This is a genomic window from Parabacteroides sp. AT13 (assembly GCF_002272965.1).
Classification (GTDB): Bacteria; Bacteroidota; Bacteroidia; order Bacteroidales; family Tannerellaceae; genus Parabacteroides; species Parabacteroides distasonis.
The window spans coordinates 117231-134153 of record NZ_NQMH01000001.1; the positions used below are offsets into that span (position 1 = coordinate 117231).

Below are 16923 nucleotides of genomic sequence, written 5' to 3' on the forward strand. Positions count from 1 at the left end.
AACGAGTGTGAGGTGGCGTTGAAGTGAAGCCACCTCACATTCTTATACATTACATTAAGACAACAGTTTGTCAATCATTGACTGTAGCTGTGACATATCGCAATATTGATTGATACCACCAGTATAATCCTTTACGTGCCGGGCAGTCCGTATCAGGAACGAATCAAGTTCTATCTTTACCCCACCGTCCATCCGCGCATCCGAAGAATGGCTTATGTACACGAATTTACCGTTACGCTCAATAAAGCAACTTGTAAGGTAATGCCCCTTGCTCTCGGCTACAACTGCCGCATCCACGGCTTTTGCATATTTGGATATTTCACTCAACAACGCCGTTTGGAAGTTATTGTATTCCTTTGATACATAATTCCCTGCATCTGCAAGGACAGAAGATTGCCATTTGGTATAAAAAGTCTGTGTCATATTCTTTCAATTCTAATTCTGTAAATAAATTAGGCACATAGCAATAAAAGCATTGAATTTATAGTATTCAATTAACGACATTTAAGCAATTACCATGATGTTTTCAGAGACCAAAGTTACGGAGATTTATCGTATAGCAGATGATTTTTGCAAAGAAATTGCTCAATTTCAGGGAAAATATATGGTTGAATGAATATTCCATGCCCCGCTCCTTTAATACAACTTTATTTCCAACTCCCTTTCTACCATAACAACATACTGTTTTTTGAAAGAAGCCCGCCATTGATGTATGTTTTTCAAAGACGGGCAACTGGCTATATTTGAATTATACTCACGTTAAATAGCTTTCCCAGTTCTCTTTGTCGATAGTTAATTTGTTCATTTCCCAATCGTATTCCACTTCCGGCATATCAGCATAAGGGAAATACACGGTATAGCCTATCTGTCCGTAGGAGCAATGTAATGGTATGACGCAAATATCCTGACCACAGTAAGGTTGTGGCGTACAATATTTCTTCCAATCAAAACGGCCTGCAATTATATTGCAGCAGAGTAATTTTAGAGCCATTATACCTTTCCAACTCTGAAAATCCGTCTTACAACTTGTCCTTTCCATAATGAATATCATTTAATGTGCTATGTTATAATAAATTTCGGGTTCGCTCGATACATTGTAGATGTAATTGCCACAACGTACCAAAAGGGCGTTTTTGCCATAATACAGTTCTTTCATTCCGGTGATGCTTCCTGTCTTGTGGAAATTTGGAAAGCGGCTTATTCCTGTCCTTTCCGCATCTTTTGTGTAAAGTGTTTTCATTCTCATGCTATTGCTTTTTTTAATGTTTCATACAGGGTTTCTATCATTTTCTCGGCTTCTTCCATATCGGTTACGATGTCTTTGATGTGGTAGGGCGCACCGTTTTTGCCGTGCCCGTCATTGCCTATCCACAGGTAGGTTTCATAGTCGGGGTCGAAGCCTTCGTAGAAATTTTCCAATTCACACAGAAACCTGTCGAAATCCCCGTCTTTCATTTCAACAGAGACGTTGAAATCCTGCCCTTTGGGCGTATATTGCTGAAAATCGAACACCACTCTATTTTCGTACTTCGTTGTCGATGCTTGCCAGCCCAATCCTGTGGCTACTGCGATAATTTGTTCTGTTGTTGTCATCGTTTCGTTTTTTTATTTCCCTTTGTTCCGAGCTTTTCAGCCCGCCGCAGGGTCGGTTTTTATGTGCGATACCCGACGGCGGAAGCAAGAACCGCAAACAAGGAACCGCCGATGAAATTTTATGAAATACCGGGATCTGTGATTTCGGAAAGTTTTCGTCAAATTTCAGCAAGGTAGCTCTGCGATACTTGGTCAGCCGTTCGTCCGCCGTACCTTTGCACGGTAAAAACAGCCTGTGGCGGTGACGGGCTTCGAGGAAATGATAATCCGACGGTATAAAAGGGAGAAGCAAACTATAAACGTCCTGCCTGCTCATGGCATATAAATGGCTGATTGGGCTATTCAAGTGAAGATAGCTGCCTACAAAAGTATGCGGCAACGGCCGGAATATAAACAACCACCTGTCCCGATTGGCAGGTGGTTGACCGACAGCAGCCGGTATCAGGCGGTCATACGTTTTCGGACAAGTGCGATGTTCTTATGCACAAGGTTCATAATCCGTTTATGGTATTTCGTATTTTTGTTACACAGCCCTCTCGACTGCAGCACCTTGAATGTTTCGAGGCTCAACTCTACGGTCTCGACCCTCTTGTTTTCTATCCGTGCGGAGAATACCAGCGTATTCGGCTTGAGGTAATACTCGCACTGTCCTACGCAGTGATGCAACGCATTGCCCTCGTCGTAGTAGGCTTCCACGCTGTCCAGCACACGGACGACTATCGTCCCGTCCGTGAACTCCAGACCGAAGAACTTGCCTTTCAACTCCCTGAAACGTGCCTCGTTTTCCCTTGCCCGTTTCATCTGCTCCATGCGTTTTTTCTGCTCTTGGAGAATACGCACCTTGTTCTGGTACTTGTCGTGTTCGGCTTTCAAATCGGCAGGGCAAACATAGTGGGCGTTGTGCAAGTCTTTGCCGCACCTGTCGAGCATACGGAGATAATCTGTCCATATTCCCATGTCTTTTATCCGATACTTCTGGCGTAACACGATTTTGTAGGACGGCCAACAGAAATCCAAATCCTGCGGGTGGTCTATAAAATACTTGAGGTCGCGTTTGCGTCCGCTTTTGAGTATCGTTTCCACACGGCTGTCAGACAGCAGAGCTTTCATCAGCTTTTGCGGGGCGATGTCGGCGAACGAACCTTTCAAACCATTGCGTCGTAATTTCGGAATAGATGTATATCTCGGATAAACGTAACAATCCGCAATATATTTATAAACATAGTTGTCGTTCCGCAGTTCCAATCCCGACCCGTACAGAAAACAATCCAAGTAACGTCCCATTGCCCGTTGTAAGGCCGTCAGAGCAGTTTTACCGTTCTCGTCCAACCAATACCTGGCCACTTCGCACACGTCCGTCCGAGCTTTCCGGCTCTTGTGATAATAAACGGTCATTCTGAAAATCCGCTGTACCTGAAATCCGTCCTGTGTGGTGATGACGGAAAAATAACTTTTCTCGTCCGTCTTGCGGCAAAGCGTGTCTTTGAGCGTCAGTTTGGCATGGCAGTTCGGACAATGGCAATGTTTAGTTTTCGTCTCGTTCCACCGATACCCGCAATCGAGGCAGGTCGTTTGTCCGCTGGGCGTGCGAAAAGCGTAATGTCCGACGGTATGACGGAACGCCCATTCTGTTTGCTTCTCCGTGATAGGCAGTAACCGCCTGTTGGCGGCTACTACCTTATGTTGGAATTTCGTTCGTGCTTTCATGGTCAGAAATCGAAAAGTGAAAGTTCTGTTTGGTTGCTCTGTGCGGCTTTGGCAGTCGGCTTCGGCTTGCTGTGGCGTTGCTGTATCTTGCGCATTTCTTCCTCCTGATAGGCTTTCAGCGCCTCCTTTCGTGCCTGTGCCTTTTCTTCTTCGGTCAGTTCTACTTTGTGGTTGACCACGACACCGCAGCTAATGGGGTTTCCTACGTCGATGTTGTCTTCATCATAGTAATGAATGGCGAGCGACCACACCTCGTCGTCAGTCATTCCGCAACAGCCGCTTGCCTTTACTTGATTGAGAATAAACGTGATACAATCGTCCAAGTTCTTGTTTTCTTTGGCATAGGAGACAGCAAAAAGTTCGTCTGTCTGCGCCCTGCCGTCCAAGTATTCCTTGATAGTCTGTTTGAAATGTTCCGTACCTTTCATCGTTTTGCATTTTGAGGTTAAAAATGATAGTCGATAACACCGCCGATATAGAGTAGCGTGCCGGGTTCAAATTCGCATACCTGCCGCAGGAACTCGTAGGATTGCTCGGCGTGGGATTGCAATCCCTCTTCGTCCATGTAGAACCAGTAGGCGGTATCGAGCGGGTTTTTCAGAAATTTTTCAAGCTGATAGACCGGGCCAATCCATTCCTGTACGCTTTCGGGGGTAATGGCTTCCGCCCTGCTTCGAATGTCTGCGACAAACTCTTCTCTCCATTGTGCCGCACCGCCATTGTAGCGTATGGTATCGTCGGAAACAAGTTCGAACATGCCTTTGGGCAGAATGTTGTTTACCAAGTTGTCGATATGGTACTGGCGTTCTTCGTCGTCAATCTCGGCACAATAATCGAAAAAGCTGTCATCGCCTTGCATGAGGGTGTCCTCGTTCATGTAGTCGTCCTTGTCCACTCGTGTTCGAGTAATTTGAAAAATCTTGCTGTGCATAACCTTGAATTTTAATTTGTTGAACTTGCTTTTCTTTTCCCTCCCTTCGGAAGCCTTTCGGCTTTCCTTGCCGGGAGAGATTTTACATGCAAGCCAGACAGCGGGGAAAGGACGGAAAGGCAAGCAAACGGCCGGGAATTTCACGGAATACCCAACCCGACAGGCACGGCATGTCGGGGAACTGAAAGGCCATCTTTGATTTGCGGAAGGCTGCCGGGCAAATTCAAGAGCCGTTAGCACAGTGGTGCTTGACGCCGGACGACCGCTGTACCTTTGCATGGGAAAATCTAACCGGCGAGGGAGCGACGACAGGATAGTAAGAGGAATGTAATATGGTTAGAATAACCACATAAAAAAGTGGCAAATTGTTTGTGAATTGATATAACCCTGTTATTGTTAAATTCTGCGTACCATTTTGTTGTATGGTAATAAAGTAGTATTTGCATAAAATTAATGATTATGGTTATAACGATTAAGAATATTCCGGTTTTGGAAGGTGCTACGGCAGAAGATTTCGTGCGTAATGCAGAAAAGAATGCCGTAAAGGTAACTCCACAGTTGTCCGTGGCGGCCAAGAAACGGCTACAAAAGGTATTGGAGAAATCCCGTTCATTCCGATTCAACTAACAATGGACGGGATTTCTTTATACGATGATTGCGTCATGCCTGCCTATATAGGGAAGTGCGGGAAAAGTGTCTCCCTTTCACTTGCGGCGAGGATGATCTTGATGATTTTTTCCTTCATGATGCCGATTTATATGCGGATGAACTTTTAGGGAAAACTTATTGTTGGGTGACGACTGAATTTCCGCACCGTATTGTAGCGTTGTTTACCTTGGCTAATGACAGCATCAAGACCAAATTAATCTCTTCCAATGACAAAAATCGTTTGTAACGTAATATCGTAAACCCAAAACGTGGGCGTAGCTACCCGGCTGTACTGATAGGAAGACTGGGGGTAAACCGGGAATATCAGGGCACACCGAGCCATGTAGGACAGCAACTGATGACCTTTATAAAAGACTGGTTCCGTCACGAGGACAATAAAACGGGATGCCGCTTTATCGTAGTGGATGCGTACAACGAGGAAAGGGTGCTTAAGTATTACGACAAAAACGGCTTTCTTCCTCTATACAAGACAGAAGAGATAGAAAAGCAATATTTATGACATTCCACAAGACGCACCTTTGAAAACGCGCTTGCCATATAAAGGACTGATATAACTTGAATTTGACAGAAACGGTCTCGGAATAATCATTCGAGGCCGTTTTTTATGTGCATATTATGCAGTCGCCAAATGCGGTCATAAGGTTCAAGTTATATAATTTACTGAATAGCAATTTCTTTTCTAATCAGGAAAAGAGTTTATTGATAGTTTTTTCGTATATTTGATGCAGTTAGAATATATTTAACTGGCTATTAGTAGATTGGGAAGAACTCACACGAGAACGGGCAACGGATAAGAAATTGGAAAGTGTTTAGAACCACTATATTTCTCAATACTGTCAAATAACTCTTAATCTGAGGCAAAAATAAGTAATTCAAACGGAAGAACCAAGAGTACAAGCGGTAAAAACGAAAAAAAGTAATTACTTCATGAAAGACTTAATCGGAACTATTCGAGGAAAGGGTATTAGAGGGAGAATGGGAGGTAAGTAACTGTAAATGAGTGTGATTATCGCTATATTTCGGTGGTTTGCACAGAGGGGTAAATTAGAATTTCAGAACTACTGTTTTATCTCACACACCCGTTTTTGTAGAAATCATACCATTTGTCAATCTGCTCGGGGTTGTCGGCTCCCAGTAACAGAAGCATCTCACGGGTAAATTCCAAGTGTCCTACACCGTTTGCCGTAACGATGTTCTTATCACTGACAGCTTGTGCTTCCACATAATTTTCTACGTTAGTATAAACTGTACACCCCATTTTTTGAGTTGGTCAATACCGTTGCCCGTATGCTTTACATGGTTCAGAAAACCGTGCGAACACAAGAACGAAGCACCGTTGCATATCGCCCCGACGATTTTGTCTTTATCCAAAGCCTCTTTTACCAATGGGGCGACAAGTTCCGCTTCGGGAGAATCCCAACGGTTGCCGCCGATAAGCACCAAGGCTGCATAGTCTTTCGGCATATTCTCAAAAGAATAATCGGGCAAAGTTCTGAAACCGCCGATAGGACGGACAGTGTCCAATGTCGGTGCAACGGTATGCACTTCGTACTTGATTTCACCATCCGGTATCACGGCCACATGAAGGGCCGTGGAGAGAAAAGCCCCCCAGTCTGCGTACCCATTTAACAAGACAAATAAAACTTTCTGTTTCATTGATGTATCTATCTTCTTAGTTTAATAACTTCGCCGCAAGTTTGTAGGTAAAGAGAATTCGGGGATTGGACAACTCCCATCGCTGAACCTCATCCCGTATCAATTCTGCGTGCTCCTTGCTTATGTCTCTCAAGGCATTTCCCACGGATTTCCTTAAATACTTGCTTTCATGTGCCTTGTGCTTACCGATCAACGCAATGGCAATTGACGGATTCTCCTTGAAGAACGGACGAGTTGTCCAAATCCTCAACCCTTCAGTTACGGCACGGATAACATTCGGATTGTCGTCATTCAGCCACTCTTCGATGAGCGGTAAAGACGCTTCATATCCTCTATACTTGCAAACTTCATCGAAAGCCATTGCAAGCATTTCCTGTACACGCCAATTCTTGTCTATACTGACCGTCTCTTTCAGAAAACAAAGAGCATTATTATTCTCTGTTGCCAATCTACCCAATAGCGTTGTCGCCAGCATCCTGAATTGGTAGGCTTCATGCCTGAACAGTTCGAGGGCAAGTTCAAAAAATTGTTTCCTCGGGTATGCGGAAAGGATTTCATTAGCCCCATCAAGGATGTGGTGAAAACCATGCTCTATTTGCCGTATCTTGTTTAATAAGTTATCGATATTCATTTGTTGAGTGTAAAATTCTTCATTCTTCCATTTTTCTTATCGGGTGCCGGATCACAGTCCTTCGCTTTTCGGGAGCGACTTTCCGGGCGTCACTGAGATAGATTTCATGATGCATGCGCTTATCCGTAATGTCGAGGACGTAGCCCCGGCTCTTCATGTATTCGTGCATAAGTGCGACAGTAACCGGCTCGTCATCATAAGAACCGACATGCATGCATTGGACGCATAAGCCCTCATCACAGGAGAGAAACTCAACCTTGGCAAAATCGGTTTTCTTTTTCTTCGTTGCTTCCCGGATTGCCCACTCGAAATCTGCTTTTGTCACAAAGTCCGGAAGACGGATGACCGATATCCACTTGAAGCTTTCCTTTCGGGCATAGTCGATCCCTTTTACGCCATCCTGCCACCAGAAGCCTTCGAGCGGCGGCACGACATAATCGAAATACCCTTCGATCCGATGATCGCCTTTTTGGCTCATTTTGATGGTAAACGCGATTCCATACAAAAGCCCGATCGACTGTTTGTATTCTCCCTCCTCTGCATTCGGGTCTCCCTGTCCTCGAACGGCTATGTAGTTCATGCTTGGCACGGTAATGATACCGGGCTTGCTGGGGGGCATATAGAATTCCCTGTATTCTTTTTTGTAGTCAAAAGCCATTGGTTTATTCCTCCATCTTATCTATTTGTTGCTTGTTTTGATATGCATCCTTATCTTCCTCATCGCCCAGTCGTAATGGCTTGCCGTTGTCGAAACACAGTAAGCACCGAGTGTGGAAGTGGAAGTGGAAGTGCCAGGCCAATCGAACGCCCCCTTGACAAAGAGTTCATCGTTGGAGAATTGCCCTATCAGAGTCATTACCTCCTTGTGACTCTCTTTTAAGTTCGCTTTTGCTTGTGTCAATGGCGTGCTTTGATGCTTCTTCCAAAACTCCACGTTCATTGCCGGGTATGTGTTCCAGTTGTACGGTTCGGGCAGGACGGTTTTGTACCCGCCGTCAAGCTTGGCTTTTATCCACCTTAGTAGCAGTTGATGCCACTCGTACAGATATACAAGCACATCACGCAGGTTCCTGTCCCTGCTCCAATGTGTTTCTTTCCCGGCCGTTGCCATTTCGTCGGCAAAGGCTGCCTTCTGCCGTTCTTCGCTCATACTGTCGATGAGTTTCCACATCTTGTCGAATTGTCCGTTGGCAGATGTTATCAAATCCCCTTTTGTCGTTGCTCTTGCCATAGTCGTTATTATTTATCATAGAGTTCCTTGCTAAAACTCCGGCAATGCCCGTTGGGGGCTTCAAAAGTCAGCAATTCGCCGTATAGCTCTTCTCTGATGTTGCCGATGATCTTCACATTTTTGCTTCTCAACTCATCCCGGACAAGTTCGATATCCTCCGCCTCCAACATAATCCTTGTCTTGCCGGCAACAACTTCACCTTTTCTCTCCGGTTCTTTTCAGGATGGCAAACGATGTCTCGCCCAAATCGAACTCTATCCGGTCGCCATCAATGGCTTTTATCTCAAACCCTATATTGCGATAGAATTTTTTCGACCGTTGCAAATCACTGACATAAATCCAACAGGCATATATTTTTTAATCTTCATTCTTATCGTGTTCTTTTTCCGTACTCCGTGCAAACCTTGTCGTGCAATGAGACAATGCCGCCACATTCCGTGCAGGTGTATCGAGCGGGGTGTGTTTCCATGAAATGAAATAAAATACCCCGTTTCCCTTTACAATCTCACTATTTTCGACCGGACTTTCCTTGTAACGGCTGTTGTAACTTCTTTCGAGGTTTCTTATAAGTCTACAAGGGAAGTCGCCACACTGATAGTAATAAGTAATCTCTTTCAGCAGCACGCAGTCCTTTATCCTGCCTTGCGACAATGTTCCGGTCTCCCTTTGCCTTCCCGCGTACAGCCGACGCAAGTTTTTTGCGTTTTCCGTGTATGACAATGCTTATGGCAGACCATACAGTTCATACCGCAGGGAGCGAGCATTTCTATGTCAATGCAGTCAATTCGCATATCTCTTTCCCCATTTATTCTATGCTGCAAAAATAATAATTTTCTTTGTACCGTCGTGCTTTTATTGTTCTATTAATTCCTGTATCTCGTTAAGATGCAACTCAATATGTCCCAAATATCCATCAATCACTTGGCGAAGAGTTACAGCAATACCCTCGAAATTCTGCCATGAATTTTCAAGCTTAGTATGGTCAACCGATTTTATCACTTGAATCATGTGCAGATTGTAATACTTCTACAACTGAATCGTAATATTCCAATCAGCATTTTGATAATCCTGTAAAGCGATCCACAAGTCATTATCCTGTTGATAATCGGGAAAGTCAAGTTTATCGTTGTACTGTAATCGAACCACGCGTTGGTGATTATTTGCAGCAGAATCAACCAAATGATCCAGTATCTGTTTGATAGTCCTGTTTTGTTTATTCCTCTTTTTTGTAATTGTATCAACTGGTAAATCAATCAATTTTTGCTCCCAAGTATCAATATACCGTAGAATCCCATTTGTAACATTTGAAAAATCCATTTTTATTATTTGTTTTATTGAGTCAAAAACAGTAAAACATTCAACTCCTCAACGTCAGGCAAATCAGATGAGTTTGTACTTTACTCTTTGCGATGATTATTAGAATCGTCTTCATCCTAATTTCGTTGCACTTCGGTTTCTTTGCATACGAGACAACATGAGCTAGGCACAGTTTTCACCTTATATCCAATTCGCTTGATTAAAAATCACAAATCTTTTAGCAGACCATTCTCATCGTATTCGAACATAGGCCCCCACACCACCTCCCAATAATACCCGTCAAGATCGGAGAAGTAGGCATGATAACCGCCCCAGAAAGTTTCCGCGGGTTCTTTCGCGATTCTGCCTCCTGCTTTGCATACTTTTTCTATAACCACATCCACCTCTTCACGTCTTTCCACATTGTAGGCGAGTGTAATTCCCGCAAAGCCCTCGGCAATTTTCGGTGGATTCGTTTCACTGATGTCTTTGGCGAGCAGCCCCAGCGGATAAAGCTCAAACTTCGTACCTGGTGTATTGAAGAATATAACCTGTGGTTCATCTCCTTTCTCGCAGGTTTCGAAACCGAGTCCATCACGATAAAATCTTATTGCAAGGCTCATGTTGCGGACACCAAGGCAAATACAAGTAATTTTATTCATATTCACATGATATTTTAGTTATTGTGTGTCGAATCTATACTCCTGGAGTTAACAGTATTTCACTTGTTTATCCGTATATCAGGATCGAAACTGTAGTTTCGCTTGCCCTCTATAACCGTGGCTTGCAGAAATAGTGCCCTGAAACGGTCGAATGTGTTTCTTGCGACGCCGTACCTCCCGCATATCATGGCGATCGTCCGCCCGTCATTTAACAAGCCGGCTATTTCTTCTCCCGCGTCGATCAGGCGTTGGAGCTTGGTATAGCTTCCCCTCCTGCGACCCAGTATGACGCCTTGTTCCCGTCGTGCCGCCAGGGCCTCTTTGGTGCGGGCGGATATGAGGTTTCGCTCGATCTCGGCCACCAGGCCGAACGCAAAGCATAACACCTTGCTGTTGATGGTATCGTCAAAAGAATAGCGATCCTTGGTACTGTACAGGAACACGCCTTTTTCGAGCAGTTCCCCCACGATCGTCATAATATCGGTAAGCGTGCGGCTTAACCTGGAAAGTTCTGTCACGATCAACGTGTCCCCGGCTTTTAACCGCTTTACCGTTGCCCCGAGTTTCCGGTCGCGTCTTTTCTTGCTGCCGCTCACGACTTCCGTGACCCAGCAATCCACCACCATGTTTCTACTACCGGCAAATCTCGTGATCTCGTGTCGTTGGTTAGTCAGCGTCTGCCTTCCCGTGCTGACCCTTAAATAAGCTACTACCATAGTCGGAAAAATTAAAAAAGCACGAAATTGCCTTTTCCCGACAATTAAACTGGTGGATATCCTTTTTCAACATGCGCTGTTTGCGAAGTCCGGTAGCTATCTTAACGGCATTCTTCTTCAGGCAAAATCCTATCTTATCCTTAATCTCTTGTGTGAGCCGGCGAGGACGGCGTCTGGAACTGTCATACCTGGGCTGGATGGTAAGCAAATCACTCAAAGCCTCTTCTGGATTGTCCGTGCGGATGGCTGATTCGTACTTTGAAAGAATATTGTCAACGGTATGACGGCTGACATGAAGTTCACGAGAGATACGCCGTTTGCTATAACCGCATACTCTATACATGTGTATTATTGATTGTCTTTCTACCATAGTCTTCATTTTACCTTTGCATTTGGATTATACAAAGGTCATTATACTTATCCTATGGTGGCGCAATTTTCAACTGGAATATTGGCGCACTTTTCAATTAGTATCTACAGGCATAACCTTTAGGGGTACATTCTAAAAGGTGAAGATTTAACCTTTTTATTATTTCTTAACACTCAAAGAGCGGTGGTAGAGGGTATTTTCCCTCTTTTCGGTACTTTATTGATGGTTCGATGTTCCCATCTTTCCACATTGCTTGGCTCGTTCGCACAAGCCACTACAAAGGTACTACAATTTCCAATAAAGGCAAGAGGACAGCAATTCAAATCTATTATTTTTGAGGGAGTGAAATCTGCCGCTTGCCAAATTTCTCTCTGTCGAAAATAATAGTCCTCTGAAAAGAATGAAAACAGCATTGATAAAATTGCCTTATTAAGGGGGGGCTATGCTGTTTTATGCTATTATTTCGTCAGTCGTTTATCTCCGTTGCCGGATGCAGTTTTCAGCCAAGCCGATGAATAAGAAAAGGTTTTGGAGCTGTTTACTCTCCAACGGAGGACGAAACTGCTCCAAATGGTTTACCGCTTGAACTTTTCGTTTTCTAAAAGAGGTTTGGCAACCTTTGCATCCGACAAAAGGAGATAAATGACCAGATATATAACAGTAGTATTACATTAAGGTAAAGAACAACCATGGTATAGTATTATTGCAATTTAACTATTTAAAGTTTGTTTATAATCAAATCATTTAAAGATTTTTGTCCTTCTATGATTTTTTGTATTTGATAAATGTCGTAATTAAATAAAAAATATCACGCATAATGACTTTTTCTTTTTTCTAAATTTCTTCAAATGACAAATTATTGTTACATTTGTAATGTAATATAGTTAATGGTTGCGCTTATAAAGTCCTTGGAAAGGATTTATGTATAAAAGAGGTAGATGTTTACTCTGTTCTTGCCTGGATTATCAGCATCACTGATATGAAATAACAGAAAAAAATATACAATGGCTAAGCGGACGGACAGGCAGGGAAATAGTACAGATTCCCAATCCCCCTCTTTATAATACATTGCGTATAAGATTTATTAACTGTCTGGTCTGGGGAATCTACAGAGATTTAACGAATCAAGATGGGAAGAGTCAGTCTTTGTCTTGTCATAATGTTCTTCATCTGTAGTGCTCAAAAAATTGATGCACAAGTACAGAATATCAGAGAGAAACAAGATACCATTTCGGCGACTAAATCATTAGAGCATATCAGGCCCGAGAATATCAAGAAGGGACCATTGAATAATGCTTTGGATGTATTGAGTGGTCAGTCTGCCGGTGTGAACGTCACCACTAATGGGACTGACAGGCTCGCTATGCTGAATAGTATCCGTGTGCGTGGTACCACATCCATTATGGGTGGCAATGACCCGTTAGTAATTATTGACGGAGTGACATCTGACATCGCTACGCTATCTACCATATATCCCGCAGACATCGAGAGTTTCACTATTTTGAAGAATGCTACCGAAACGGCAATGTACGGTTCCCGTGGTGCTTCAGGTGTAATTGAGATTAAGACCAAGAAAGGAACGGGGCGAGGTTTCGAAATATCATATGATGGCAACTACGGATTCGAGTCAATGTATAAACATCTGCAAATGCTCAACGGCCCGGAGTATATAGCTACAGCAGAGGCACTTGGATTAGATTACAATAATGGTGGCTACAACACCAATTTTCACGATGTAATTACTCGTACGGGCTTGATACATCAGCATCACTTGGCTTTTAGCGGTGGTTCGGAAAACTCAAACTATCGAGCATCGTTCGGTTTTATGGATCATAATACAATTGTCAAAGTTAACGATTACCGAAATTTAGTGGTAAAACTTGATGCTACACAAAAGGCTTTCGATGGTCGCTTAGTTGGCGATTTTGGTGTATATGGCTACTCGTCAAAGATACACGACATTTTCGATACACGAATGCTGTTTTACTCGGCAGCTGCACAGAATCCTACATATCCAGCAGGAACTGATGTTAATGGCAACTGGGTGAAGAACTCGGCTGCATCACACATCAACCACCCCGGAGCACTCCTCTATGAGAAAAATGACTCCGAAGAACGGAATTTCAATACACATTTGGGGATGAAATTTAATATCCTTGACAATTTGATATTGTCGGCTTTCGGCTCTTATTCATATTCATCTACGGGAAATGCTCAATTTTGTCCTACATGGGTGTGGGCGCAAGGCAATGTTTATCGTGGAGAGTTCAAGGGTGAAGACTACTTTACAAATGTGTCCCTCTCATATAACAATGCTTGGGGAGACTCACACCTTGATGCTGTTGTTGGCGCAGAATATCTTAAACAGGTAAGGACTGGTTTATGGGTGCAGGCAAAAGGAATAACAACAAATGATTTCTCCTATAATAACATCGGAGCAACATCATCGCGTCCTTTCGGTGGTACGAGCAGTAGCTATGAAGACCCGTCACTTGCTTCAATAATGGGTAGTGTCACATATAGTTACAAGGATAGATATTCTATTGCGGCAGCACTCCGTGGAGATGGCTCTTCAATGGTAAGCGATAACAATACTTTCGGATTCTTCCCATCAGTATCACTGGGTTGGGATGTAAAAAAAGAAGGCTTCCTCTCTGATACTGACTTTATAACAATGTTGAAACTAAGAACCGGATATGGTCGGTCAGGAAATCTTGGAGGTATAACATCCTATACAACACTTAATACCGTAAAGGAGAATGGTATCGTATCCATCAACGGTGCACCTACCGTAACAATGGGAAGTATACGCAACACGAATCCGGACCTTAAGTGGGAGACTCGTTCAACATTTAATATCGGTTTTGACTTAGGTATATGGGATAATCGGTTGATGCTTACCTCGGAATTATATTACTCAAAGACAACGGATATGCTCTATGAGTATGATGTTCCCGTTCCGACCTTTGCGTTCGATAAACTGATGGCAAATATCGGCTCGATGTCTAACCAGGGTGTCGAACTAGGAATCTCGGTAGTTCCCATTCAACGAAAGGATATGGAGATGAATATCAACTTCAATATGTCCTACCAGAAGAATAAGTTACTTTCGCTTAGTGGAGAGTATAATGGTATGCATATGACAGCTTCAGATATTACTCCGATTGGCTCGCTTTATGGTGCAGGTCAGAACGGTGGAGACAATAATGTAGTATATCAGATTGTAGGTCAGCCATTGGGGGTATTCTATCTACCTCACTGCAAAGGGCTTAAAGAAAATGAACTTGGTGGCTACAGTTACGATATTGAAGATTTGAATGATGATGGCGAGATTGATTTTAGCGATGGCGGAGACAGGTATATAGCAGGTCAGGCAACCCCCAAGGTAACTATTGGATCAAACATCAGTTTCCGTTACAAGTCCTTTGATATTGCCATGCAGATAAATGGTGCTTTCGGTCATAAGATATTCAATGGCACGGGCTTGGCTTATACCAATATGTCTATATTCCCTGACTACAATGTATTGAAGGGTGCTCCTGAAAAAAATATTATTGATCAGAATGTTTCAGACTATTGGTTGGAAAAAGGTGACTATGTAAATATTGAACATATTACCATAGGCTACAATATTCCAATGAAATCCAAGGCTGTGAAGTCATTGCGTCTTTCGGCAGGCATTAGCAACCTTGCAACAATCACAGGCTATAGCGGTCTTACTCCAATGATAAACAGTTATGTAGTAAGCAACACTTTGGGCATTGACGACAAACGCACCTATCCTTTATATCGTACCTATTCGTTAGGTCTTAGTATTCAATTCTAACCGCTTACAGTTATGAAAAGATATATAAACATATTGATGGTTGCTTTGGCAACGATGATGACCTCTTGTCTTACTGAAGACCCTAGAGATCAACTTTATGAAGAAGACATTTACAACAATGCCAACAACATATATATTAATGCAGTGGCTGTGCTCTACAATTACATTGGTGGCAGTGCAGACAGTGAGGGTTTACAGGGGACCTGTCGTGGGATTTATGACTATAACACACTTACTACAGACGAAGCCATGATACCTATTCGTGGTGGCGACTGGTACGATGGAGGTTTGTGGACGAATATGTATCAGCATAAGTGGAGTCCTAATGATTTACCACTCTACAATACTTGGAAATACCTCTACAAGGTTGTTGTGTTATCGAACAAATCTCTGCATATCATCGATAAGTATAGCCATAACCTATCTGAGGAGCAGAGAGTGGCCTACGAAGCTGAGGTGCGAGCTCTGAGAGCACTTTTCTACTACTACATTATGGATATGTATGGCAGAGTGCCCATCGTAACATCCTATGAACAACCGCAGGATGAAGTTGTGCAGAGCGAGCGTAGCGAGGTTTTCCGTTTTATCGTGAATGAGTTGCAGGAGGTTGCCGAGTTGTTGCCAAATGAGCGTAGTAATAAGATGGGTAACTACTATGGTCGTATAACAACACCTGTAGCTAATTTCCTTTTGGCTAAGTTGGCTCTTAATGCCGAGATATATTGTGATGATAATTGGACTGATGGCGTTCCACGGAACGGTAAAGAGATATTTTTCACCGTCGATGGTGAGAAACTCAACGCTTGGCAGACCTGTATCAAATATTGCAATAAACTTGCCGAGGTAGGTTATCGGTTGGAGGACGATTATAGCTATAATTTCTCTGTGCATAACGAGAACTCCAACGAAAACATATTCACCATTCCGTTGGATAAGAACCTCTATGCTGCGCAGTTCTGGTATCTCTTCCGATCACGACACTACAACCATGGCGGTGCGTTGGGGGGCTCATCGGAAAATGGTACCAGTGCCAATATCTCAACAGTCTTAGCCAACGGATACGGCACAGATGATGTAGATGCTCGCTTTGAAAAGAACTTCTATGCCGGCATCGTAGAGGTTGATGGAAAGCCTGTAATGATGGACAATGGACAGCAGTTGGAGTATTTCCCATTGGAGCTAAAGTTGAATCTTACGGGAAGCTCCTATGTCAAGACAGCTGGTGCTCGTATGGCAAAATATGAGGTTGATAGGACCTCACATTCCGACGGTAGACAACCGGATAACGACATCGTGCTATTCCGCTATGCCGATGCTCTCCTGATGAAGTCCGAGGCAAAGGTACGTAATGGTGAGGATGGCTCGTTGGAGTTGAACGAAGTCCGAGGTCGTGTTGGTATGCCATATCGAGAAGCTACGCTTGAGAACATATTGAAAGAGCGTTTGTTGGAGTTAGTATGGGAAGGCTGGCGACGACAAGATATGGTGCGTTTTGGAGTTTATCACAAATCATACGATCAGCGAGTCCAACTGGCTGATGAGAAAAATGGGTATACCACAGTTTTTCCTATTCCACAAAAAAGTATAGACTTGAACCCAAAATTGAAACAAAATGTTGGATATAAATAACTTTAG

At 43.4% G+C, this 16923-nt stretch carries 16 protein-coding genes and 4 pseudogenes; 4 read left to right on the plus strand and 16 right to left on the minus strand.

Translation table 11 applies throughout. The annotated features are described in order from the left end of the window. Positions 1 to 54: 54 nt before the first annotated feature. The 7 genes from CI959_RS00595 to CI959_RS00630 all read right to left on the minus strand — a co-directional run bounded on the left by CI959_RS00595 (position 55) and on the right by CI959_RS00630 (position 4231). On the minus strand, positions 55 to 423 hold the full coding sequence (locus CI959_RS00595; RefSeq protein ID WP_004289403.1) for a hypothetical protein: 369 nt from the start codon (positions 421 to 423) through the stop codon (positions 55 to 57). Between the two features lie 331 nt (positions 424 to 754). Beyond that, the gene (locus CI959_RS00600) at positions 755 to 1039 is read right to left on the minus strand and encodes a hypothetical protein (protein WP_005776176.1); all 285 of its coding nucleotides are present in this window, start codon (positions 1037 to 1039) and stop codon (positions 755 to 757) included. A 12-nt stretch (positions 1040 to 1051) separates the two neighbouring features. Then, positions 1052 to 1246: a hypothetical protein gene (locus CI959_RS00605; RefSeq protein ID WP_004289406.1), complete on the minus strand. Its 195-nt coding sequence runs from the start codon at positions 1244 to 1246 to the stop codon at positions 1052 to 1054. Beyond that, positions 1243 to 1593 (minus strand): hypothetical protein, encoded by a 351-nt coding sequence (locus CI959_RS00610; protein ID WP_004289407.1) that lies wholly within the window; start codon positions 1591 to 1593, stop codon positions 1243 to 1245. Before CI959_RS00610 ends, CI959_RS00605 begins: the two co-directional genes overlap by 4 nt. Positions 1594 to 2034: 441 nt before the next feature. Continuing rightward, positions 2035 to 3300 (minus strand): PcfJ domain-containing protein, encoded by a 1266-nt coding sequence (locus CI959_RS00620; RefSeq protein WP_004289409.1) that lies wholly within the window; start codon positions 3298 to 3300, stop codon positions 2035 to 2037. A 2-nt stretch (positions 3301 to 3302) separates the two neighbouring features. Beyond that, a complete protein-coding gene (locus CI959_RS00625) occupies positions 3303 to 3728 on the minus strand; it encodes a PcfK-like family protein (RefSeq protein WP_004289410.1) in 426 nt (141 codons plus the stop codon). Between the two features lie 17 nt (positions 3729 to 3745). Further along, positions 3746 to 4231, minus strand: a complete 486-nt coding sequence (locus CI959_RS00630) for a hypothetical protein (RefSeq protein ID WP_007219816.1) — start codon at positions 4229 to 4231, stop codon at positions 3746 to 3748. A 459-nt stretch (positions 4232 to 4690) separates the two neighbouring features. Between CI959_RS00630 and CI959_RS21405 the strand changes: the two genes are divergently transcribed. After that, on the plus strand, positions 4691 to 4858 hold the full coding sequence (locus CI959_RS21405) for a hypothetical protein (protein ID WP_007219681.1): 168 nt from the start codon (positions 4691 to 4693) through the stop codon (positions 4856 to 4858). A gap of 2 nt (positions 4859 to 4860) precedes the next feature. Continuing rightward, positions 4861 to 5454: pseudogene (locus tag CI959_RS22045) on the plus strand (N-acetyltransferase). A gap of 512 nt (positions 5455 to 5966) precedes the next feature. Here CI959_RS22045 and CI959_RS00645 read toward each other — a convergent pair. From CI959_RS00645 to CI959_RS00690, 9 genes and pseudogenes are all read right to left on the minus strand, one after another. Further along, a pseudogene (locus CI959_RS00645) lies at positions 5967 to 6556 on the minus strand (type 1 glutamine amidotransferase family protein). Between the two features lie 16 nt (positions 6557 to 6572). Beyond that, complete coding sequence (locus tag CI959_RS00650) at positions 6573 to 7187, minus strand: DNA alkylation repair protein (RefSeq protein WP_032596683.1); 615 nt, start codon at positions 7185 to 7187, stop codon at positions 6573 to 6575. Positions 7188 to 7206: 19 nt separating this feature from the next. Continuing rightward, a complete protein-coding gene (locus CI959_RS00655; RefSeq protein WP_004289418.1) occupies positions 7207 to 7845 on the minus strand; it encodes a GyrI-like domain-containing protein in 639 nt (212 codons plus the stop codon). Between the two features lie 21 nt (positions 7846 to 7866). Then, positions 7867 to 8418 carry a ClbS/DfsB family four-helix bundle protein gene (locus tag CI959_RS00660; protein ID WP_004289419.1) on the minus strand — a complete coding sequence of 184 codons (552 nt, stop codon included), beginning with the start codon at positions 8416 to 8418 and terminating at the stop codon, positions 7867 to 7869. 8 nt (positions 8419 to 8426) lie between these two features. After that, entirely contained in the window at positions 8427 to 8588 is a 162-nt protein-coding gene (locus tag CI959_RS21725; RefSeq protein ID WP_004289420.1) for a VOC family protein, read from the minus strand. 682 nt (positions 8589 to 9270) lie between these two features. Next, positions 9271 to 9744: pseudogene (locus CI959_RS00675) on the minus strand (DinB family protein). Between the two features lie 197 nt (positions 9745 to 9941). Continuing rightward, positions 9942 to 10376, minus strand: a complete 435-nt coding sequence (locus tag CI959_RS00680; protein WP_039953112.1) for a VOC family protein — start codon at positions 10374 to 10376, stop codon at positions 9942 to 9944. 59 nt (positions 10377 to 10435) lie between these two features. Next, entirely contained in the window at positions 10436 to 11092 is a 657-nt protein-coding gene (locus CI959_RS00685) for a recombinase family protein (protein ID WP_004289426.1), read from the minus strand. A gap of 46 nt (positions 11093 to 11138) precedes the next feature. Next, a pseudogene (locus CI959_RS00690) lies at positions 11139 to 11471 on the minus strand (helix-turn-helix domain-containing protein); the annotation flags it as partial. 1120 nt (positions 11472 to 12591) lie between these two features. Between CI959_RS00690 and CI959_RS00700 the strand changes: the two are divergent. Next, entirely contained in the window at positions 12592 to 15288 is a 2697-nt protein-coding gene (locus CI959_RS00700) for a SusC/RagA family TonB-linked outer membrane protein (RefSeq protein WP_095231392.1), read from the plus strand. Positions 15289 to 15300: 12 nt separating this feature from the next. Then, the gene (locus tag CI959_RS00705; protein ID WP_005641955.1) at positions 15301 to 16917 is read left to right on the plus strand and encodes a RagB/SusD family nutrient uptake outer membrane protein; all 1617 of its coding nucleotides are present in this window, start codon (positions 15301 to 15303) and stop codon (positions 16915 to 16917) included. The last annotated feature ends 6 nt before the right edge of the window (positions 16918 to 16923 follow it).